The organism is Hydrogenophaga sp. LT287 (assembly GCF_055702805.1).
On sequence record NZ_JBVPZC010000031.1, the window covers coordinates 1 to 21,520 of the forward strand.

Consider the following 21,520-nt stretch of genomic DNA (forward strand, 5'->3'; position numbering starts at 1 on the left):
CGCAAACAGGTCGTGAGGCTGTACAGACAAGGCACCAAGATCATGCAGATCGTCACGATGACGGGGCTGAGCTACCCGACAGTGCGAACGGCTATCGATCTGTTTGACGCTGGCGGCTGGGGTGCGATACGTCCCGCTGTTCGTGGACGAGCCAGAGGCGATGGCCGGGTGCTCGGTCAGGCGCAGGAAGACACCATCCAGCGCCTGATCATCGACAAACGCCCCGAGCAGCTCAAGATGGATTTCAGCTTGTGGAGCCGGGCCGCAGTGGGTCAGCTCATCGAACAGGAATTTGGCATCAAGCTGCAAGTGCGCAGCATCGGCAAGTACCTCACCCGCTGGGGCTTCACACCGCAAAAGCCCATCAAGCGCGCTTACGAGCAAAGCCCTGCTGCCGTGCAGGCTTGGTTGGAGGGCGAGTACCCCGGCATTGAGCAGCGCGCCAGGGCCGAGGGGGCCGAGATTCACTGGGGCGACGAGACGGCCTTGGTCAACACCGATGTGCGCGGCAGGAGCTTCGCGCCAGCGGGCAAAACACCGGTGGCCATGGCCGTGGGCGGCACCCGTCAAAAGCTCTCCATGATTGCCACGGTGACCAACCAGGGCAAGACGCGGTGGATGATCATTGACGAGGCTTTCGATGCTGAGAAGCTCATCGAATTCCTACAAGCTTTGATCAAGGACGCGGGTAAAAAAGTCTTTCTGATTCTGGACAACCTGCGGGTCCACCACAGCAAGCTGGTGAAGGCTTGGGTGGCTGAGCGGCAGGACCAGATCGAGTTGTTCTACCTGCCCAGCTACAGCCCACAGCTCAACCCAGAGGAGCGGCTCAATGCGGACTTGAAGCAGGAGATGGGCAAGCGCGTGCCGGTGCGAACCAAGGCCAAGCTACGCGATGCGGCCAACGATCACATGGCGATGCTGGAGCAAAACCCCGAGCGCGTCATGAGCTACTTCCAGGACCGTCACGTTCGATATGCAGCTTAAGACTTCACAGGGCCGGATCAATAAGGTCATGCGGAATTGCTTGCCCGCCACACTGGTTGCCACTCTGAAAGTGCGCCTGCGTGCGTGCATACGCACGCAGAAGCCGCTCAGCATTCGGTCTCGCAAGAGACGCCCATCCCTTGCGGTGCTGTGGAGCAGCAAGGATTCGCTGATAAGTACAATCACGACAACGTTCCCTTTGGCAAAACGAGGACAAAGTCCTCAGAAAAACCGCTGATCTCCGGCGCGAACCGTGTATTTGCCACACCACACTGCTTGATGCGGATCGGGCGCCTCGACGACGCCCGTGTTGGGCTCGATGGTGCAAGAGGGATTGATTTCAAAGGAATTTCCATGAGTCTCCAATGCGGCATCGTGGGCCTGCCCAACGTCGGCAAGTCCACCCTTTTCAACGCGCTGACCAAAGCCGGCATCGCAGCTGAAAACTATCCCTTTTGCACCATCGAGCCGAACACCGGCGTGGTGGAAGTGCCCGATCCACGCCTGCAGCAGCTGGCCGAGATCATTTCGCCCGAGCGCATCGTGCCGGCCATCGTGGAGTTTGTGGACATCGCGGGCCTGGTGGCCGGTGCCAGCACGGGCGAGGGCCTGGGCAACAAGTTTCTGGCGCATATCCGTGAGACCGACGCCATCGTCAACGTGGTGCGCTGCTTTGAAGACGACAACGTGATCCACGTGGCCAACAAGATCGACCCGATCGCCGACATCGAGGTCATTCAGACCGAGCTGTGCCTGGCCGACCTGGCGGCGGTGGAAAAAGCCTTGCACCGCGTGCAAAAAACGGCACGCTCGGGCGACAAGGAGTCGATCAAGCTGGTGGCGATTCTGGAAAAGTGCCAGGCCGCGCTGAACGACGTGAAGCCGGTGCGCACCATTGATTTCAGCAAGGAAGAACTGCCGCTGTTGAAGCAGTTTTTCCTGATCACGGCCAAGCCCGCCATGTTTGTGGCCAACGTGGCCGAAGACGGCTTTGAAAACAACCCGCTGCTGGACCGCCTGAAGGCATTTGCCGACGCGCAAAACGCGCCGGTGGTGGCCATTTGCGCCAAGCTCGAAGCCGAGATGAGCGAGATGATCGACGAAGACCGCCAGATGTTTCTGGAAGAGCTGGGCCAGAGCGAGCCGGGCCTGAACCGCCTGATTCGCGCCGCCTACAAGTTGCTGGGCCTGCAAACCTATTTCACCGCGGGCGTGAAAGAGGTGCGCGCCTGGACCATCCATGTGGGTGACACCGGCCCGCAGGCGGCTGGCGTGATCCACACCGACTTTGAGAAGGGCTACATCCGCGCCCAGACCATCGCGTTTGACGACTACATCACCTACAAAGGCGAGCAGGGCGCGAAAGATGCCGGCAAGATGCGCGCTGAAGGCAAAGACTACGTGGTCAAAGACGGTGACGTGCTGAACTTTTTGTTCAGCAGCTGAGCATGAGCAACGCCCAGCGGCCCGAAGCCCAGCGGCCCGAAGCCCAGCGCCTGTCCAAGCGCCTGGCGGCCCAGCTGCCCTGCTCGCGCAGCGACGCCGAAAACTACATCGCCGGGGGCTGGGTGCGGGTGGACGGCGTGGTGGTGGAAGAACCCATGGAGCGCGTGCGCGACGAGCAAACGGTGGTGCTGGACCCCAAGGCCAAGATGGAGGTTCTGGAGTCGATCACGCTGATCTGGCACAAACCGCACAACCGGGTGCTGCCCGACGAACCGTTTCTGCCCGACGCGCTGGCCGCCAAATGGTTCACCAACACCAACCGTTTCAAGGGTGACCGCTCGGGCGTGCGCCCGCTTAAGGCGCACCGCCACAAGCTGCTGCCGGTGGCAGCACTGTCCACCGCCATGAGCGGGTTGATGGTGTTCACCCAAAACCCGAGCGTGGCGCGCAAGATCACCGACGCGTCGGCCCAGATTGAGCACGAGTGGCTGGTGGAAGTGGCCGAAGACCCGGCCCTGGAAGACGATGCCCGGCGCGATGCGGTGCTCAAGTCCTTGTCGAAAGCGCTGTTTTTCGACGGCTGGACGGTGCCATCGGCGCGCGCCAGTTGGCAGAGCGAGCTGCGGCTGCGCCTGGCCATCAAAGGCAACCTGCCGGGCCAGGTGGAACACCTGTGTGAGCGAGCCGGGCTCAAGATCACGGCCGTGCGCCGGCTGCGGCTGGGTCGCATTGGCCTGGCCGGCTTGCCGGTGGGCGAGTGGCGTTACCTGATGCCTTACGAGCGCTTCTGAACTTGGGCGGCCCAGACGCTCAGCGCCATGGCCGCCAGCATCACCATCAGGCCCACTTCATGCAGGCGCAGCATCTGGCCTTGCGCAATCATCACGCCGCCCAGCGCAGCCCCCATGCCCTGGCCGGCGTACATGGCTGACGTGTTCAGCGCCACCGTGGCCGGCGCCAGCGCTGGCGACATGTGGACCAGCCGGGCCTGCTGTGCCGAGTTGGCGGCAAAGCAGCCAATGGCCCAGGGCACCAGCACCAGGGCCTGCTGCCACAGGCCCGCGCGGCCCAGCGGCCACAGCAGCAGGCTCAGCGCCATGCCGCCCATCATCAGCAGGGCTCCGCGCGAGGCGCCAATGCGGTCGATCCAGCGCGACAGCGCCACGTTGCCTGCCAGACCAAACGCGCCAAACCACAGAAACAGCAGCGACAAGGTGCCGCCGCCGATGCCCAGCGTTTGCACCAGATAGGGCGCAAAGTAGGAAAACAGGGTGAACTGGGCAAACGCGGACAGCAGCGTCACGCCCACCGCCAGCATGGGTGCCGGCGAGCCCAGCGTCTGGCCCCAGGCCTGGCGCGATAGCGCCGCTGGGCGGATGCCGTTGGGCATGTCGCGCCACACCCAGGCGGCGCTGGCGACCGACATCAGCGCCACCAGGCCAAAGGCCCAGCGCCAGCCCAGCGTGCCGCCGATCCAGGCCGACAGCGGCATGCCCATGACCGACGCCACCGACCAGCCCAGAAACACAAACGTGATGGCCCGCCCGCGCTGCGAGGCGGGCACCAGCAAGCCCACGCAGGCGGCGGCCTGCGGCGTGAAGATGGCCGGTGAAATCACCGCCAGCACCCTCAGCGGCAGCAGGGCTGTGTAGTTGGGCGCCAGCGCGCAAATGCCCATGAGCAGTGCGTACCAGACCAGCGAGAGCGTGAGCAGGCGCCGGCGGTCCCAGCCGGCCACCAGGGTGGCAAAGGTGGGTGCGCCCAGGCCCATCAAAATGGCGCCGGCCGTGATGAGCTGGCCCGCCTGCGGAATGGACACGCCCAGCGACTGGCTGATGTCGTTGAGCGTGCCCGGCACCACCATCACACCAGTGCCGATGACGAAATTGCCCATCATCAGCGCCCAGAGGGCGCGCGGCAGGGCGGCGTCGCGTGGGTCATGTGGGCAGGCGCTTGGCGTGGGGCGTTCAAGTATCGCCCCGAAGCGCCGGGGGCATCAGAACGGGAGTCCCCCCGGGAACACCCAGAGCAGGGCACCCGTCATGGTGAGGTAGCGCGCCAACTTGCCCACCGCCATGTAGGCCACGCAGGGCCAGAACGGAAACTTGAGCCAGCCGGCCACGGCGCACAGCGGGTCGCCCACCACCGGCAGCCACGACAGCAGGCACGCCTTGGGGCCAAAGCGCTCCAGCCAGCGCAGCGCCCGTGGGTGCGGTGTGTGGGTGTGGCGGGCTTTGTCCACCACTTTGTGCGCGCCCAGACCCATGGCCCAGCTGACGGCGCCGCCCAGGGTGTTGCCCGCGGTGGCCACAAAGATCACGGGCCAGAACAGTTCGGGGCTGAGTTTGATGAGCGCAAACACCGCCGGCTCGGAGCCCATGGGCAGCAGCGTGGCTGAAATGAACGCCACCACAAACAGGGTGCTCAGGCCGACCTCGGGCAGGGAGAGCAGTTGCAGCAGGGAAACGATCCAGTCGGGCATGGGCGGTCAAGGGTCTCAAGAAAAGTGTGGTGCAGCATATCGCCTGCTGAAAAAACAGGCAGATACAATGCCCATCCTTCCCGCCCAGGTTTTACCGGGCTCTGCGCGGCTGCGCACCACCACCCATTCTCCCATCGCCATGCAACTGGGTCCGTACACCCTGCCCAACGCTTTGTTTGTCGCACCCATGGCGGGTGTGACGGACCGGCCGTTTCGCAAGCTCTGCAAGCGGCTGGGTGCGGGCTACGCGGTGAGCGAAATGGTGACCTCGCGCCCCGACCTGCAAGACAGCCTGAAGACCTCGCGCCGGGCCGACCACAGCGGTGAGCCTGGCCCGATTGCGGTGCAGATTGCGGGCACCGACGCGCAGATGATGGCCGACGCCGCCCGCTACAACATCGACCGTGGCGCGCAAATCATTGACATCAACATGGGCTGCCCGGCCAAAAAAGTGTGCAACAAATGGGCCGGCTCTGCCCTGATGCAGGACGAAGCGCTGGCACTGGAGATCGTGCAAGCCGTGGTGAACGCCTGTGCGCCGCACGGCGTGCCCGTGACCCTGAAAATGCGCACCGGCTGGTGTGCCGAAGGCAAGAATGCGCCGACCATCGCGCTCGCCGCCGAGGCCGCGGGCGTGCAGATGCTGACTGTGCATGGCCGCACCCGCGAGCAAGGCTACAAAGGTTTTGCCGAGCACGACACCGTGGCCCACATCAAGAGCCTGGTGAAGATTCCGGTGGTGGCCAACGGCGACATTGACAGCCCCGAAAAAGCCCGCGCGGTGCTGGCCCGCACCGGCGCCGACGCCCTCATGATCGGCCGCGCTGCCCAGGGCCGTCCCTGGATCTTCCGCGAGATCGCGCACTTTCTCGCCACCGGCGAACAGCTGCCGCCGCCCGACCTGCTGGACGTGAAGGCCTGGTTGCTCGACCACCTGGAAGACCACTACAGCCTGTATGGCGAATTCACCGGCGTGCGCAGCGCGCGCAAGCACCTGGGCTGGTATGCACAGGCCCTGCCCCTGCCCGGTGGCGCCGCGGCGGTGTTTCGCCGCCAGATCAACACGCTCACCACCGCGCAGGCACAGCTGGACTGCGTGCGCGAGCATTTCGACGCCTGGGCTTCTGCACCAGAGCACACCATGACCCGAGAAGACAACTGGAAACTGGCCGCATGAGCAAGCACAACCTGCACGACTGTGTTCGTGCCAGCATGGAAGATTTTTTCCACGACCTCAACGGCACCGACCCGGCGGGCCTGCACGACATGCTCGTGAAAGCGGTGGAAAAACCGCTGCTTGAAGTGGTGATGGAACAGGCCCAAAACAACCAGTCGCGCGCGGCGCAATGGCTGGGCCTGAACCGCAACACGCTGCGCAAAAAACTGCTCGAACACAACCTGCTGTGAAGCTCGGCACCTCGCTGCGGTCTTCTGGCTCCACTCTTTTCCCTCAACGCTGAACCTTCCCATGCGCGCACTTATTTCCGTCTCCGACAAAACCGGCATCGTCGAACTGGCCCAGACCCTGCACGGCCTGGGCGTGTCCCTCATATCCACCGGCGGCACCGCCAAGCTGCTGGCCGAGCAGGGTCTGCCGGTGACCGAAGTGGCCGAGGTCACGGCCTTTCCCGAAATGCTGGACGGCCGCGTGAAGACCCTGCACCCCAAGGTGCACGGCGGCCTGCTGGCGCGCCGCGATGTACCCGAGCACATGGCCGCTCTGCAGGCGCATGGCATCGACACCATCGACCTGCTGATCGTCAACCTGTACCCGTTTGAAGCCACCGTGGCCAAGCCCGGCTGCACGCTGGAAGACGCGATCGAAAACATCGACATCGGCGGCCCGGCCATGGTGCGCAGTGCGGCCAAAAACTGGAAAGACGTGGCGGTGCTGACCGACGCCGCCCAGTACCCGGCCGTGATCGACGAACTGAAGGCCAGCGGCAAGCTGAGCGACAAGACGCGGTTTGCCCTGTCGGTGGCGGCGTTCAACCGCATCAGCCAGTACGACGGCGCCATCAGCAACTACCTCTCAAGCATCCAGTTCGACCAAGCCGAGGGTGTGCCCCAGCGCAGCGAATACCCCGGCCAGAGCAACACCCAGTTCGTCAAGCTGCAAGACCTGCGCTACGGCGAAAACCCGCACCAGACGGCCGCTTTCTACCGCGACCTGCACCCCGCTGCCGGCTCGCTGGTGACCGCGCAGCAGCTGCAGGGCAAAGAGCTGAGCTACAACAACATTGCCGATGCCGACGCCGCCTGGGAGTGCGTGAAGAGCTTTGACGCGCCCGCGTGCGTGATCGTCAAGCACGCCAACCCCTGCGGTGTGGCCGTGGGCAAAGACGCCCTCGAGTCTTACAGCAAGGCCTTCCAGACCGACCCCACCAGCGCCTTTGGCGGCATCATCGCTTTCAACCGCCCGGTGGACCAGGCCGCGGCCGAGGCGGTCAGCAAGCAGTTTGTCGAGGTGCTGATGGCACCGGCCTACACGCCCGAAGCGCTGGCCGTCTTCAAAGCCAAGGCCAATGTGCGCGTGCTGCAGATTGAGCTGCCCGCGGGCGCGGCTGGCCGCAACAGCCAGGACATCAAGCGCATCGGCTCGGGGCTCTTGATCCAGAGCGCCGACAACCACGAACTCCAGCGCGCCGACCTGAAGGTGGTCACGAAGCTGCAACCCACCGAACAGCAGCTGGACGACCTGATGTTTGCCTGGAAAGTGGCGAAATACGTCAAGTCCAACGCCATCGTGTTTTGTAAAGACGGCATGACCATGGGCGTGGGCGCCGGCCAGATGAGCCGCCTGGATTCAGCCCGCATCGCCAGCATCAAGGCCGGCCACGCGAACCTGACGCTGCAAGGCACTGCGGTGGCCAGCGACGCTTTCTTCCCGTTCCGCGACGGGCTGGATGTGGTGGTGGACGCGGGCGCAACCTGCGTCATCCAACCCGGTGGCTCGATGCGCGACCAGGAAGTGATCGACGCGGCCGACGAACGTGGTGTGGTGATGGTGTACAGCGGCGTACGCCACTTCAGGCACTGAACCAGCGGACGCTTCGCGAGAAGTGTCTTGCTCCCTCTCCCTCTGGGAGCGGGTTGGGGTGAGGGCTCTTCGGGGCCCTTTTCTCTTTCTGCGGCGGTTTCGCTCGTATGCAGTTTCTCGCCAAAATGGGGGGAGGGCAGGGGGTCGGGGCATCCGCTCTCAGGCTCACCTCGCGGGCCGCTGTTCGGGTCCGCTGGCGTTTCCTCGTGAACACGGCTTGGGCGCTCGCTGTCTGTGGCAACCGCGAATGGAGCCTGCGACCAGACTGCCCCAACCCCCTACCCTGATGATGGGTGGGTGTGTCAGCAAGAGCAGCCAACGCGCACTCTGTTGGCTTTTGGTTGGCATGCCCAAACGCATTTGAAGGTGGGTGGTGCGGGCTGACGGGCGCAGGCTCCATTCGCGGTTGCTTCAGTATCAGCGTGCCAGCAACACCGTTGACGAACCGAAGCAGGCGCACCCGAAGCAGCCGCCCGCGAGGTGAGCCGGAGCACGGCAGCTCCACCATCCACCTGGTGCGAGGTGTTGGCGTGAAACGCAGCGGGCAGCACAAAAGCAAATGGCCGGAAGAACCGGCCGACTGAACGTACAACGAAAGAAGGCGAAAGCCGTTACCGGCCCAGCAGCTTGAACACGTCGCGCGCGGCCGAAACGGTGTCGGCAATGTCCTGCGCCGTGTGCGCTGCGCTCACGAACCCCGCCTCGTACAAAGCCGGGGCGATGTACACACCGCGGTCCAGCAGACCGTGGAAGAGTTTGTTGAAGGTTGGGCCGTCGGTCGTCATCACCTTGGCGTAGTTTTGCGGCAGTTCATCGAACAGGAAGAAGCCGAACATGCCGCCCTGGCTATCGCCGCACATCGTCACGCCCTCTGCGGTGGCGGCGGCGGTCAGGCCGCTCACCAGCGACTGCGTGGTAGCAGACAGCGCTTCATAAAAACCAGGCTTCTGGATTTCTTTCAGCGTGGCCAAGCCACAGGCGGTGGCCACCGGGTTGCCGCTCAGCGTGCCAGCTTGGTACACGCCGCCCAGCGGAGCCAGTTGCTCCATCACCGCGCGCTTGGCGCCAAAGGCCGCCAGCGGCATGCCGCCGCCGATCACCTTGCCCATGACCGTCATGTCGGGCTCGAAACCAGGAATCAGCTGGGCATACACGCTCTGCGCGCCGCCGAGCGCGACACGGAAGCCCGTCATCACCTCGTCAAACGCCAGCAGCGCACCGTGCTGCGTGCACAGTTCGCGGCAACGCTTCATGAACGGCACGCTGGCGCGCACAAAGTTCATGTTGCCGGCGATCGGTTCGATCATCAGGCAGGCCACTTCGGGGCCGTGCTCAATGAACGCCGCTTCAAGCTGCTCAATGTTGTTGTATTCGAGCACGATGGTGTGCTGAACCACCTCGGGCGGCACGCCGGCGCTGGTGGGGTTGCCGAAGGTGGCCAGGCCTGAGCCCGCTTTCACCAGCAGCGCGTCAGCATGGCCGTGGTAGCAGCCTTCGAACTTGATGATCTTCTTGCGGCCGGTGGCGCCGCGCGCCAGGCGGATGGTGCTCATGCCGGCTTCGGTTCCCGAACTCACCAGACGCACCATGTCGATGCTGGGCACCAGCTTGATGATTTCTTCGGCCAGTTCCACCTCGCGCTCGGTCGGCGCGCCGTACGAAAAGCCTTCCAGCACGGCCTTTTGCACCGCTTCCACCACGGCCGGGTGGCCATGGCCCAGGATCATCGGGCCCCAGGAACCGATGTAGTCGATGTATTTCTGGCCATTGGCGTCCCAAAAATAGGCACCCTGCGCACGCTGCACAAAACGCGGCGTGCCGCCCACCGCCTTGAAGGCGCGCACGGGCGAATTCACGCCGCCGGGGATCAGGGCTTTGGCGCGTTCAAACAGTTCTTGGTTGCGGTCGGTCATGGTGGTTTCTCTTCGATGCGTGAGGTTCGGTGGCGGGTCAGTGGCGGGTGGTGTCCAGTGGAAAGTCACCCGCATCCAGTGTGGTTTCAGAGGACGCCTCCGCGTCGTCTGCTTCATCGTCGTCTTCGTGGGCCCAGAACAGGCGGTCGGGTACAGCGTGGCCCATGCCCGGCTGAAAGCCGGCATCCAGGCACTGGTCCAAGTACGTCAGGGCTTCGGCACAGGCCGATTGCAGGTCGGCACCACCCGCGATGAGCGCGCACAGGGCGGCCGACAGTGTGTCGCCCGCGCCAGCAAAGGTGGCGTCGAAGCGTTCGTAGCGGGCGGTGGCCAGCACCGTTTCGGGCGAAGCCAAGTGGCTTTCCAAGTATTGGTCGGCCGCGTTGAAACCCGTCACCAAGGTGTAGGGCACGCCGTGGGTGGCGGCGGCACGCGCAATCTCGCGTGGGCTCGGCGCGCGGTCGCCCTCCCATTCGGGCAGCAGCCAGCGGCACAGGGTGCTGTGGTTGCCCACCAGCACGGTGGTCTGGGGCAGCAGCAATTCGGCGCAGGCATCCAGGTAGGTTTCGATGGCGAGTTCGTCCCACCACGACAGGTCGGGCATGTAGGTCACCACAGGCACATCGGCGTAGTCGGACGTGATTTCGGCGATGACGCTGAGGTTTTCCGGGCTGCCCACAAAACCCACTTTGAAGGCTTGCACGGGCATGTCCTCCAGCACGCAGCGGGCCTGGTCGCCCACAGCCTCTTCGTCAAAGGTCACGTGGTCGTGGATTTCGGTTGTGTCGCGGATGTAGGCGCCGGTCACGACGGAGAGCACATGGGCCGACGCGCTGGACATGGCGGTGATGTCGGCGCTGAGGCCGCCTGCACCGCTCGAATCGTTGGCGTTAAACACCATCACACAAGGCAGGCTGGTTTCACTGGGGACACCGGCCGAAGGGGGCGAAAGGGATTCAGGGGTGTCGGACATGGGGCTGTGTGAGAAGCAGGGCGGGCGGGTCTTGAAAAGGACGCCGACCTGCGTGCAAAGAAATACCAGCGGACAACCGGTCATGAATGACCTGCAAGCGGCCTGCGGGCGGCTTATGGGGGTCGATACAATGATTGCATTCTATGACAATGCCCCCTATAACCATGACCGAAACCAAGACTTGGATGTGCCTGATCTGCGGCTGGATTTACGACGAGGCCACCGGTGATCCCGAGCACGGCGTAGCGCCCGGAACCCCCTGGGCGCAGGTGCCCATGAACTGGACCTGCCCCGAGTGCGGCGCGCGCAAAGAAGATTTTGAAATGGTGCAAATCTGACGCGGGTTCGCCATGCCGTGGTGAGTCTTCGCGGTTCGGGCATCGGGCATGTGTGCCCGATGCGTGGCCTCTGTCCTGACCTGTTTTCTGGAGCAACCCCACCGTGAGCACGACACCCGCACTGAAAGTTCTGGTGGTTGACGACAGCAACACCATTCGCCGCAGCGCCGAAATTTTCCTCAAGCAGGGCGGGCACGAAGTGCTGTTGGCCGACGACGGCTTTGATGCTTTGTCCAAGATCAACGACTACCAGCCCGATCTGGTGTTTTGCGACATCCTCATGCCCCGGCTGGACGGCTACCAGACCTGCGCCATCATCAAGCGCAACGCCCGTTTTTCCAGCATCCCCGTGGTGATGCTGTCGTCCAAAGACGGTGTGTTCGACAAGGCGCGCGGTCGTATGGTCGGCTCGCAGGAATACCTTACCAAGCCCTTCACCAAAGACCAGTTGTTGCACGCGGTGCAGCAGTTTGGCGCCAACCTCACCGGAGCCGTTTGATGCCCATCCAGAAAGTGCTGATCGTGGACGACTCGAAAACCGAGTTGATGGTTTTGTCGGACCTGCTGGGTAAAAACGGCTACAGCGTGCGCACCGCCGAGAATGCGGAAGAGGCCTTTCGTCGGCTCGGAGAGGAAAAGCCGGAACTGATTTTGATGGACGTGGTGATGCCCGGTCAGAATGGTTTTCAGTTGACGCGAGCGATTGCCCGCGACCCGCAGTATTCGAGCATTCCCATCATCATGTGTACCAGCAAAAATCAGGAAACCGACCGTGTCTGGGGCATGCGCCAAGGCGCGCGTGACTACGTCACGAAGCCTGTGAACGCTGAAGAGCTGCTGTCCAAGATTCGGGCGCTGGGTTGAGCGGCGCCGCCACTCCCTTGCACGCGACCCGATAAACACCCAGCATGGCCAACCGACAGTCACTCAGGGATTTGCAGGAACGGCTGGCGCAGCGTCTGACCGCCGCCAAATCTGAAGCCGCCACAGCCTCTTGGCTGGCCGTGGAAGCCCGGGGCCAACGCTATTTGTTCCCGTTGGTGCAATCGGGTGAAATCTTCCCCTGGGCTTCGGTTCAGCCCGTGCCTTACACCAAGCCCTGGTATGCGGGCGTGGCCAGTTTGCGTGGCGGCTTGCATGGCGTGGTCGATCTGGGGAGGCTGGTTGAGCGAGCCTCCGATGCGGTGCAGTTGACCGATCGGATCACATCCGAGTCGCGGCTCGTCAGCCTGCATGGCGCGCTGGGTGTCAACGCCGTGTTGTGGATTGACCGGTTGCTGGGCCTGCGCAACCCCGCCATGTTCAGCGCTTTGAGTGAGGCCCCTGCGGGCTCACCCCCTTATTTCACCCGCTGTCTGGTTGATCATCAGGGACTGCCCTGGCAAGAAATTGATCTTCAGGCACTTGCGGCCGAACCCGAATTCCTGGCCATCGCTGCCTGACGGTTGAAAACCGTCGGCTGATGCCGGTGATACGCACTTTGTTTTCTGTTGGAAGGTTTTTTTCATGGCCATGCTTGATCGAATCCAGGGACTGTTCAAGAAAAAAACCGGGGACGAACCCGATTTGAGCGGCGCCACCGATCAGGAGCTGGCAGAACTCGCTGCAGCGCGCTTGGCGCCCGACCTGTCCGCTGACGATTTCGCTCCCAGCCGCATGGCCGGTGATGAAGATATGCCTTTGCAGGCGGGCCTGGTCACGCTCCCCTTGCTCGGGCGCAAGCCGGCCGAACAGCACCAGCGGATGTTGGCATCCTTGCTGGCGTTTGGTTTGGTGGTGCTGGGCGGTGTCACTTTTTTCGCACTGAGCCAGACGGAAAAAATCGGTCAGCAGGTGGCCGCCAGCGGTCAGGCGCTGATGCAGTCGCAGCGCTTGGCCAAGAGCGTTTCCCAGGCCCTGATTGGCAGCCCTTCGGCATTCCCGGAAGTGCGTGAGAGCTCTGACGTGCTGGCGCGCAACCTGCGTGGCCTGCAAGCGGGCGATGCCGAACTGTCCATTGACTCGCTCGGTCCTCAATACGCAGGCCAGCTGGAAGCGCTGCTGCCCAAGGTGGAGGCCGCTGAACGAAACGCTGCGGCGGTGCTCAGCCAGCAAGCCATCTTGACCCAGGTGGGCAATGCCTTGCGCACCATCAACCGCCAGTCGTCTGACTTGCTGGAAATCGCCGAAACCATTTCATCGCTCAAGCTGCAGCAAAACGCGCCGGCTGCTGAAATCTCTGCCTCGGGCCAGCTGGTGATGTTGACGCAGCGCATCGGCAAATCGGCCAACGAGTTTCTGACCATGGAGGGCGTGAGCCCCGAGGCGGTGTTTTTGCTGGGCAAAGACCTGAACACCTTCAAGGAAATCACCGAGGGTTTGCTCAAGGGTAGCGAAGAGTTGCGTTTGGCCCCCGCCACGGACGAGCAGATTCGCGAGCGCCTTGATGCGTTGCTGGCGCTGTACGAAGAAACCCGAACCGAAGCGGGCGCCATTCTGGGCAACCTGCAGGGCCTGGTGTCGGCGCGTGAAGCCCAAGCCAGCATCATTGCCGACAGCGAGCCGCTGCGCCTGAGCCTGCAGACCTTGCAAGGCGATCTGTCTTCGCGCTCGGGCTTGGGAGGGGCGGCTTTGGTGGCGCTGCTGGCTTCGGCGCTGTTTGCGCTGGCTTGCGGCGCTGGTCTGGCCTATGTGCAGCTGCTCGACAGCCGCCAGCGCCAGCGCGTGGCCGAAGGCCAGAAGGTAGCAGCCGAATCGCTGGAACAAGACGCCAAGCGCGTCAACGATGCCAACCAGGCGGCCATTTTGCGGTTGATGAACGAATTGCAGACTGTGGCCGAGGGCGATCTGACGCAAGAAGCCACCGTGACCGAAGACATCACGGGTGCCATCGCCGACTCGGTGAACTACACGGTGGAAGAACTGCGTTCGCTGGTGGGCAACGTGCAGGCCACGGCCACACGGGTGGCGCAAACCACCTCGGCGGTGGAAAGCACGTCCACCGAGCTGCTGGCGGCTTCGAACGAGCAGCTGCGCGAAATTCGCGAAACCGGTCAGTCGGTGGTGGACATGGCGCAGCGCATCAACCAGGTGTCGGGTCAGGCCCAAGAGTCGGCCGCGGTGGCCCGTGTGTCGCTGCAGGCCGCCGAGTCGGGTTTGCAGGCGGTGCAGGATGCCATTGGCGGTATGAACGCCATCCGCGACCAGATCCAGGAAACCTCCAAGCGCATCAAGCGTCTGGGTGAGTCGTCGCAGGAAATTGGTGAAATCACGGAGCTGATTTCTGACATTACCGAACAGACCAACGTGCTGGCGCTGAACGCCGCCATTCAGGCCGCGTCTGCTGGTGAAGCCGGGCGCGGCTTCTCGGTGGTGGCCGAAGAGGTGCAGCGACTCGCTGAACGCTCCGCCGACGCCACCCGCCAGATTGCGGCGCTGGTGAAGGCCATTCAGACCGACACCCAAGACGCGGTGGCCGCTATGGAGCGCTCCACGCAGGGTGTGGTCGAAGGGGCCAAACTGTCGGACAACGCCGGTACCGCGCTGTCTGAAATTGACCGGGTGTCGCGCCGCCTGGCCGAGCTGATCGAGCAAATTTCCAATGCCACGTCCCGCGAAGCCGATTCGGCCAACGAGGTGGCGGGCAACATTCAGCACATCTTTGCCGTGACCGAGCAGACCGGTGAAGGCACGCGTTCCACGGCCCAACAGGTGCGAGAGTTGTCTGTCATGGCCGAGGAGCTGCGCCAGTCGGTGGCACGGTTCAAGATCGCCTGACGTACGGTTAGACCCTGATCGCGCAGAACCCGTTCGAGACCCAACCTCACACCAACATGCTGGACACCACCCGAACCGACAGTTCGCAGACGGACGCTCCGCTCGCCGACCTCGGTCCGCTGGCCTGGGTATTCGACGAGCTGCGCAAATCGCTGGACGCCGCGAACAAAGCCATCAAGCGCTTCGTCCGTGAGACCGAGCAATCGCGCAACAACGACCTGGAAGCGGTCGACCCCAGTTCGTTGCGCGTGGCGCGCCAGCAGATTCACCAGGCCGTGGGTGCGCTCGAAATGGTGGGGCTGGGTGCTCCAGCCCAGGTGCTGCGGGCCATGGAAGCGGCGGTGCAGCGATTTGTGCAGCGCCCTCTGGTGTGCAACGAAGAGGCCGCGCGCAAGGTCGAACAGGCCAGCTTCGCGCTGGTTGAGTACCTGGAGGCGGTGCTCAACAACAAGCCGGTGCAGCCGGTGGCGCTGTTTGCGCAGTACCGCGAAGTGCAGGAGCTGGCCGCCGCCGAGCGGGTACACCCGGCCGACTTGTGGCCCTATGAGCCGCGCGGCGTGAATGTGGCCGCGCCTGCCAACACCACGCCTTTGCGCTGCGATGCACCTTTGCGTTCGCTGTTTGACCGGCTGGTGTTGCTGGTGGTCAAGACGCAAAGCCCGGCGGGTGCACAGCAGCTGGCCAAGCTCAGCGCGGGTTTGTCGGCTGGTGCAGCTGAGCCGCGCGCGCAAACTTTCTGGCGTGTGGCAGCCGCCTACTTTGAGGCGGTGGCCCACCAGTTGCTGCCTGCCGATGTGTATGTCAAGCGCGCGGCGTCGCGCATCTTGTTGCAGTTTGCCTCTTTCGCGCAGGGTCAAAACCAGGTGTCTGAGACCCTGTTGCACGACCTGCTGTTCTTTTGTTCGCAATCCCACGGCGCCACGCCGGCCAAGACCCCGCACCTAATCGCGGTGCGTGAGGCCTTCGGTTTGCAAGCCGCAGAGCCGGTGGACTACCAGCTGGCGACGCTGGGTCGGTACGACCCGGCCATCCTGGCGCAGGCGCGCAAACGCATCAACGCGGCCAAGGAAGCCTGGTCGCTGTTTTCCGGTGGCGACGCCAGCCGGGGGCGCCAGGTGGTTGACCAGTTCGGCCTGATTGGTGATTCGCTGCTCAAGCTGCACCCGGCCAGCACGGTGCTGGCGCAAGCCTTGCTCAAGGCAGCCGATCAAGCCGCCCAGGAACCGATGGGCGTGCGCCCCGAGCTCGCCATGGAGGTGGCCACGACCACCTTGTACCTGGAAGCGGCGTTTGAAGATTTTGACCCGAACGACGCGGAGATGACCGAGCGCACCCAGGCGCTGGCGGCCCGCCTGGAACAGGTGCTGGCTGGTGCTCCCGCGCAGCCACTGGCGCCCTGGATGGAGCAGCTCTACCGCCGAGTGAGCGACCGCCAGACCATGGGCAGCGTCGTGGGTGAGCTCAAGGTGTCGCTGGGTGAGGCCGAAAAATCACTCGACCAGTTTTTCCGCGCTCCCAACGAAAAAGGCTGCCTGCACGTGGCGGTGTCGCAGTTGGCGCAAATGCGCGGTGTGCTGTCCGTGCTCGGGCTCGACCAGGCGGTGCAGACGGTGGCGCGCATGCGTGCCACGGTGGACCAGATTCTGGACACCGAAGTGGACGAAGCCTTGGCCCGTGAGGCCGGCACCTTCCAGCAGTTGGGCAACAACCTGAGCGCCTTGAGCTTTCTGGTTGACATGCTGAACTACCAGCCGGCGCTGGCCAAGAAGCTGTTTGTGTTTGACGAAGAAAAAGGCGAGTTGCTGCCGCTCATGGGCCGCACCTTGACCCCAGAGGCCGCCCAGCCGTCGGCCCAACAAGACGTCGACACCATCAGTGCGGGTGTGCAACGCGTGGTGGAGGGCGTACAGGACGGTGTGAATCTGGCCGACCTGAGCCAGCAACTGGACAGCCTGGCAACCCAGGCCTCGTTGGCCGAGCAGCCCGGTGTGGCCCGCGCCGCCCGCGATGCGGCCCAGGCCGTGGTGCGCGATGACGCAGCCGCTGGCGCTCAGGCGCTGGTCGATCTGTCTCAGACCGCGCCCGCCGCCAGTGCCCCGCTGGCCAACGCCCTGGCCAGCGAAGACAACGAAGAAGACGACCTGCTGGACATTTTCTTGGAAGAGGCCCGCGAAGTCGTGGGCAATGGTCTGGAGGCCGTGGGCTTGCTGCAAGTGCAGCCTGCCGATCTGGAGCACCTCACCACCCTGCGCCGCGCCTTTCACACGCTCAAAGGCAGCTCGCGCATGGTGGGGCTGGGCGAGTTTGGCGAGGCTGCCTGGGCCATGGAACAGCTGGTCAACGCCGTGTTGGCCGAGCAGCAGCCCGCGCACCCCGACATGCTCAGGCTGTCCGGCGAAGCTATGGGCGCACTGTCGCGCTGGGTTGAAGACATTGCCGCCCGAACCGATGTGGCTTGGAGCGCGCAGCCGTTTCGCGCCAGCGCCGAAGCCTGGCGCAACCAGGCGCAGTACCTGCCACTGGGCTTGCAGGCCGCGCCTCAAGTGCCAGAAACCGACGAGCCTGTGGCCGACTTGCCGACCGTCGGTAACGATGTCTGGGAGGGTACCGAAGAACCCGCTGCGTCCACGACAGACACCCCGGCCGACGCCGAGGCTTTGCCTGATGTGACCGAGGCGGTTGCCTCGCCATCCGACTTGGCGTTTGAACTTCCGGTGGTCGATGAGACGCCGGCTGACACAGAAGAGCCAGCGCAGGCCCAAGACCGCAGCCACGGGCACGCCGATTTTGTCGATACCTCGCCTTTTGGCGACGACACCGAAGACCGTGCCGACGTGCTGTTTGTCGAGGTAGCCGGTCAGGTGCAAGAGCAGCCGATGTTCGATGAAATCGACTTCGGCAGCTTGGCAGCCTTGTCCTCACGCGCCCAATCTGCCGAGCCCGCCGCGCCGGTGCCCGGTGGCGTCGAGACCGAGCCCGCCATTTCAACCGATGCAGAAACCGAGGCGGAAACGCCACCCGATGAACCCGCGGCGGTTGCTGCTGAACCCTTGGGGAATTTGTCCTCGGTGCTGGATGGCCTGTCGCTGGATCTGGATGACGGGCTTTCAACGGCCGCTGAAACAGAAGCCGAGCCCGAGCTTGCTGACGTGGACTTCGACTTCGATCTGGATGCCGATGCACTGGCTTTCCCGGCCGAACAAGCGCCTGGGGTGGCATTGGACGCCACCGCAACGGCCCCGGCCGAGGGCTCAACGTCCGGGCCGTCATGGATCGATGCCGAGGCGCTTGCGCCGGACGCAGCGGATGCCGTGTCCGAGCCGATCGAACTGCCGATGGACGCCGCCACGGAGACGGTCGATTTGGCGTATGGCGACATCCTCGACGAGCAAACCCGGGTCATTGGGTCGTTGCGCATTGGCATCAAGCTCTACAACGTATACCTCAACGAAGCCGACGAATGGTCGCGCCGTCTGGGGACCGAGCTGGCCGAATGGGCGCTTGAGCGACACAAGCCTGTGCCAGCACCGGCCGAAGCGCTTGCCCACTCGCTGGCCGGCAGTTCGGCCACGGTGGGCTTTCAGTCGCTGTCCGACATTGCCCGTGCGCTGGAGCACGCCATTGAAACGGTGGGCTTGCACCAGCAGGCCGGCTGGCCCGCCACGGCCGAACAGGCCGATTTGTTTGTTGCCGCATCCGAAGAGATCCGGCGCCTGCTGCACCAGTTTGCGGCGGGTTTCCTGAAGGAGCCCAACCCCGAGCTGCTGGACGCGCTGTACCGCGTGGTGCACGAACCTGTGCCGGACGGCCTGGCGCCCGAGGCCATCGACGCGCAGGACGAGGCGCCCGCGACCGATCTGGACATTGAACTCTCCACGCAGTGGGGCGCTGAGCCCTTGGCCGCGCCAGAAGCGCCTGCCGCTTCCGTCACCGATGTGGAGCCGGTGCCGTCAGCCGCGTTTGAAGATTCGGTGTTTGGCGAGCCCGCCACCGAATTTGCCGGCTTGCCCGAGCTGCGATCGCCGGCTGCTGGGCCGGTGCAAGACATCGACGACGACATCGATGCGCTGGACACCATTGACGTGGATCTGTTCCCGATTTTTGCCGACGAGGCGCTGGAGTTGCTGCCCCAGCTGGGCGGTGCCTTGCGTCAGTGGGTGGCGCGCCCGGACAACGGCAGTGCCCGTTCCGAGGTGTTGCGCAACCTGCACACGCTCAAGGGCAGCGCGCGGTTGGCGGGTGCCTTGCGGTTGGGCGAAATGGCGCACCGCATGGAAACCACGGCCGAGCGGCTGGGGTCTGACGTGCAGCGCAGCGCCGATCTGGAGCCGTTGCAGGCCGCGTTTGACGCCATCAACGCCCGCTTTGAACTGCTGCGCCGCACCGATCCCGAGTCGCACGGCGTGGTTCAGCGGGCGCCCGAGCAGGCGCGGACTGGCATGGTGCCGGTGTTGCCCACGGCGGTGGAGACGCCCGCGCCGGCTGCGCCCGTGGCCGCGAGCCTGGAGCCTGGTCAAGGGCTCTCGGGCCTGTCGCTGCCGCGTGCGCCCACGCCGGTACAGGTGCGCGCGGGGGCGGCGGTGCGTGTGCGCCCCGAGCTGCTGGACCGGCTGGTGAACCAGACTGGCGAGGTGATGATCACGCGCTCGCGCATGGAGTCCGAGCTGGTGACCCTGCGCGGCTCGCTCAAAGACCTGACCGGCAACCTGGACCGCTTGCGCCAGCAGCTGCGCGACATCGAACTGCAAGCCGAAACCCAGATGCAGTCGCGGCTGGCCCAGGCGCGCGATGCCGACCAGTCGTTTGACCCGCTCGAATTTGACCGCTTCACCCGGGTGCAAGAGCTCACCCGCATGATGGCCGAGTCGGTGAACGACGTGGCCACGGTGCAGCGCAACCTGCAACGCGCCGTGGAATCCACCGAAGACGGCCTGGTGGCGCAAGCGCGCCAGACCCGTGAGCTGCAGCGCGACCTGCTGCGCACGCGCATGGTTGAATTTGAAGGTATCTCCGAACGCCTGTACCGCGTGGTGCGCCAGGCATCGAAAGAAACCGGCAAGCAGGTGCGGCTGGACATCACCGGTGGTCACATTGAAATGGACCGCGGCGTGCTGGACCGCATGACCGCCGCTTTTGAACACCTGCTGCGCAACAGCGTGGTACACGGTATTGAATTGCCTGAAATCCGGCTGGCGGCAGGCAAGGCGGCTGAAGGCCGCATTGACATTCGGTTGGCGCAAGAGCTCAACGATGTGTCGGTGGTGTTCCACGACGACGGTGCCGGGTTGGATCTGCCGCGTCTGCGCGAAAAAGCCGAAGCCCAGGGCTTTGTGTTGCCGGGCGCCCAGTTGACCGACGACGCTGCGGCCCAGCTGGTGTTTGCCGCCGGGCTCAGCACGGCGCGCGAGGTGTCTGAGCTGGCCGGCCGAGGCATTGGCATGGACGTGGTGCGCACCGATGTGGTGGCGCTCGGCGGTCGCATTGAAACCAGCACCCAGCCAGGCCAGGGCACCAGCTTCAAACTGGTGCTGCCGCTGACCACCGCGGTGACCCAGGTGGTGATGGTGCGCGCGGGCCCGCTCACGCTGGGCGTGCCGTCGAATCTGGTGGAGCTGGTGCGCCGTGTCAGCAGCGATGAGCTGTCTCAGGCTTACGCCAAGGGCAGCCTCACGGTGGGTGGCGAAGAGGTTCCGTTCTATTGGGCGGGTGCGTTGTTGCAGTCGTCGGCGCAGTCGCTGGAGGCCCAGGGCCGCACCTTGCCGGTGGTGATTTTCCGAAGCGCGGCCCAGCGCGTGGCCATGCATGTGGACGAGGTGCTGGGCAACCAGGAAGTGGTGGTGAAGAACCTCGGGCCGCAGCTGTCGCGCTTGCCTGGCTTGGCGGGTATGTCGGTGCTCGCTTCGGGTGCCGTGGCTTTGATCTACAACCCGGTGGCGTTGGCCACGGTGTATGGCGCACAGGTGCGCGAATGGGTGGCCAGCCAGCAGCGGCACGCGCCGCATGTGTCGGGCGATGCTCAGGCCCCGTTGGACATGGCGGTCAACGCGGTGCCGCTGGTGCTGGTGGTGGACGATTCCATCACCGTGCGGCGGGTCACGCAGCGCCTGCTGCAGCGCGAAGGCTACCGCGTGTCACTCGCTGCCGACGGCCTGCAGGCACTGGAGCGCCTGCAGCAAGAGCGGCCCACGGTGGTGCTGTCCGACATTGAAATGCCGCGCATGGACGGCTTCGACCTGGTGCGCAACATCCGAAGCGATCCGCGCCTGTCGGCCTTGCCGGTGATCATGATCACCTCGCGCATTGCCGAGAAGCACCGCGAACATGCGCGCGAACTCGGTGTGGACCACTACCTGGGCAAGCCGTATTCGGAAGACGAGTTGCTGGCGCTGATTGCGCATTACGCCAAGATTGCCGCCGAAGCCTGAACGCGCTCACCGGCATGTCCTCTCTGCTCGGAGGTCGGCCCACAAGAAAAACCCCGGTCACCGTGCCGGGGTTTTTGTTGAGGCGATCCACCGCAGGGCCGCCCCAAGGTGGGTCAGCCCCTTTGGGGGCAGCGACCCGCGTAGCGGCGGAGCGTGGGGG

Annotated in this window: 16 protein-coding genes; 12 read left to right on the plus strand and 4 right to left on the minus strand. The window is 64.4% G+C overall.

What is annotated here, in order from left to right; genetic code table 11:
- From AC0GNR_RS16785 to AC0GNR_RS16795, 3 genes are all read left to right on the plus strand, one after another.
- Positions 1-987 (plus strand): IS630 family transposase (locus AC0GNR_RS16785; RefSeq protein WP_472901375.1); only part of this gene is annotated, 987 nt, incomplete at its 5' end.
- Between the two features lie 354 nt (positions 988-1,341).
- Complete coding sequence (gene ychF / locus AC0GNR_RS16790; protein ID WP_472902045.1) at positions 1,342-2,433, plus strand: redox-regulated ATPase YchF; 1,092 nt, start codon at positions 1,342-1,344, stop codon at positions 2,431-2,433.
- Positions 2,434-2,435: 2 nt separating this feature from the next.
- The gene (locus AC0GNR_RS16795) at positions 2,436-3,224 is read left to right on the plus strand and encodes an RNA pseudouridine synthase (protein WP_472902046.1); all 789 of its coding nucleotides are present in this window, start codon (positions 2,436-2,438) and stop codon (positions 3,222-3,224) included.
- Here AC0GNR_RS16795 and AC0GNR_RS16800 read toward each other — a convergent pair.
- Positions 3,209-4,330 carry an MFS transporter gene (locus AC0GNR_RS16800; protein WP_472902047.1) on the minus strand — a complete coding sequence of 374 codons (1,122 nt, stop codon included), beginning with the start codon at positions 4,328-4,330 and terminating at the stop codon, positions 3,209-3,211. The two genes, AC0GNR_RS16795 and AC0GNR_RS16800, sit on opposite strands and share 16 nt — an antisense overlap.
- Positions 4,331-4,429: 99 nt before the next feature.
- On the minus strand, positions 4,430-4,915 hold the full coding sequence (locus tag AC0GNR_RS16805) for a YqaA family protein (RefSeq protein ID WP_472902048.1): 486 nt from the start codon (positions 4,913-4,915) through the stop codon (positions 4,430-4,432).
- Between the two features lie 139 nt (positions 4,916-5,054).
- Here AC0GNR_RS16805 and dusB point away from each other — a divergent pair, with 139 nt between their 5' ends.
- The 3 genes from dusB (at position 5,055) to purH (ending at position 7,955) form a co-directional block, all read left to right on the plus strand.
- Positions 5,055-6,092, plus strand: a complete 1,038-nt coding sequence (gene dusB, locus AC0GNR_RS16810) for a tRNA dihydrouridine synthase DusB (protein WP_472902075.1) — start codon at positions 5,055-5,057, stop codon at positions 6,090-6,092.
- The gene (locus tag AC0GNR_RS16815) at positions 6,089-6,322 is read left to right on the plus strand and encodes a helix-turn-helix domain-containing protein (RefSeq protein WP_304835887.1); all 234 of its coding nucleotides are present in this window, start codon (positions 6,089-6,091) and stop codon (positions 6,320-6,322) included. Before dusB ends, AC0GNR_RS16815 begins: the two co-directional genes overlap by 4 nt.
- A 61-nt stretch (positions 6,323-6,383) precedes the next feature.
- Complete coding sequence (purH, locus tag AC0GNR_RS16820; protein WP_472902049.1) at positions 6,384-7,955, plus strand: bifunctional phosphoribosylaminoimidazolecarboxamide formyltransferase/IMP cyclohydrolase; 1,572 nt, start codon at positions 6,384-6,386, stop codon at positions 7,953-7,955.
- A gap of 611 nt (positions 7,956-8,566) precedes the next feature.
- Here purH and hemL read toward each other — a convergent pair.
- Positions 8,567-9,868, minus strand: coding sequence for a glutamate-1-semialdehyde 2,1-aminomutase (gene hemL, locus AC0GNR_RS16825; RefSeq protein WP_472902050.1), 1,302 nt, complete (start codon positions 9,866-9,868; stop codon positions 8,567-8,569).
- A gap of 37 nt (positions 9,869-9,905) precedes the next feature.
- A complete protein-coding gene (gene thiD, locus AC0GNR_RS16830) occupies positions 9,906-10,841 on the minus strand; it encodes a bifunctional hydroxymethylpyrimidine kinase/phosphomethylpyrimidine kinase (RefSeq protein ID WP_472902051.1) in 936 nt (311 codons plus the stop codon).
- A gap of 164 nt (positions 10,842-11,005) precedes the next feature.
- On the opposite strand from thiD, the gene AC0GNR_RS16835 reads away from it, so the two are divergent.
- The 6 genes from AC0GNR_RS16835 to AC0GNR_RS16860 all read left to right on the plus strand — a co-directional run bounded on the left by AC0GNR_RS16835 (position 11,006) and on the right by AC0GNR_RS16860 (position 21,360).
- On the plus strand, positions 11,006-11,179 hold the full coding sequence (locus tag AC0GNR_RS16835) for a rubredoxin (protein WP_472902052.1): 174 nt from the start codon (positions 11,006-11,008) through the stop codon (positions 11,177-11,179).
- 103 nt (positions 11,180-11,282) lie between these two features.
- Positions 11,283-11,678 (plus strand): response regulator, encoded by a 396-nt coding sequence (locus AC0GNR_RS16840; protein ID WP_472902053.1) that lies wholly within the window; start codon positions 11,283-11,285, stop codon positions 11,676-11,678.
- Positions 11,678-12,043, plus strand: a complete 366-nt coding sequence (locus tag AC0GNR_RS16845) for a response regulator (protein ID WP_472902054.1) — start codon at positions 11,678-11,680, stop codon at positions 12,041-12,043. The genes AC0GNR_RS16840 and AC0GNR_RS16845 overlap by 1 nt, the downstream gene beginning before the upstream one ends.
- A gap of 44 nt (positions 12,044-12,087) precedes the next feature.
- Complete coding sequence (locus tag AC0GNR_RS16850) at positions 12,088-12,621, plus strand: chemotaxis protein CheW (protein WP_472902055.1); 534 nt, start codon at positions 12,088-12,090, stop codon at positions 12,619-12,621.
- Between the two features lie 64 nt (positions 12,622-12,685).
- The gene (locus AC0GNR_RS16855) at positions 12,686-14,935 is read left to right on the plus strand and encodes a methyl-accepting chemotaxis protein (protein ID WP_472902056.1); all 2,250 of its coding nucleotides are present in this window, start codon (positions 12,686-12,688) and stop codon (positions 14,933-14,935) included.
- Positions 14,936-14,991: 56 nt separating this feature from the next.
- Positions 14,992-21,360 (plus strand): hybrid sensor histidine kinase/response regulator, encoded by a 6,369-nt coding sequence (locus AC0GNR_RS16860; protein WP_472902057.1) that lies wholly within the window; start codon positions 14,992-14,994, stop codon positions 21,358-21,360.
- Positions 21,361-21,520 lie beyond the last annotated feature (160 nt).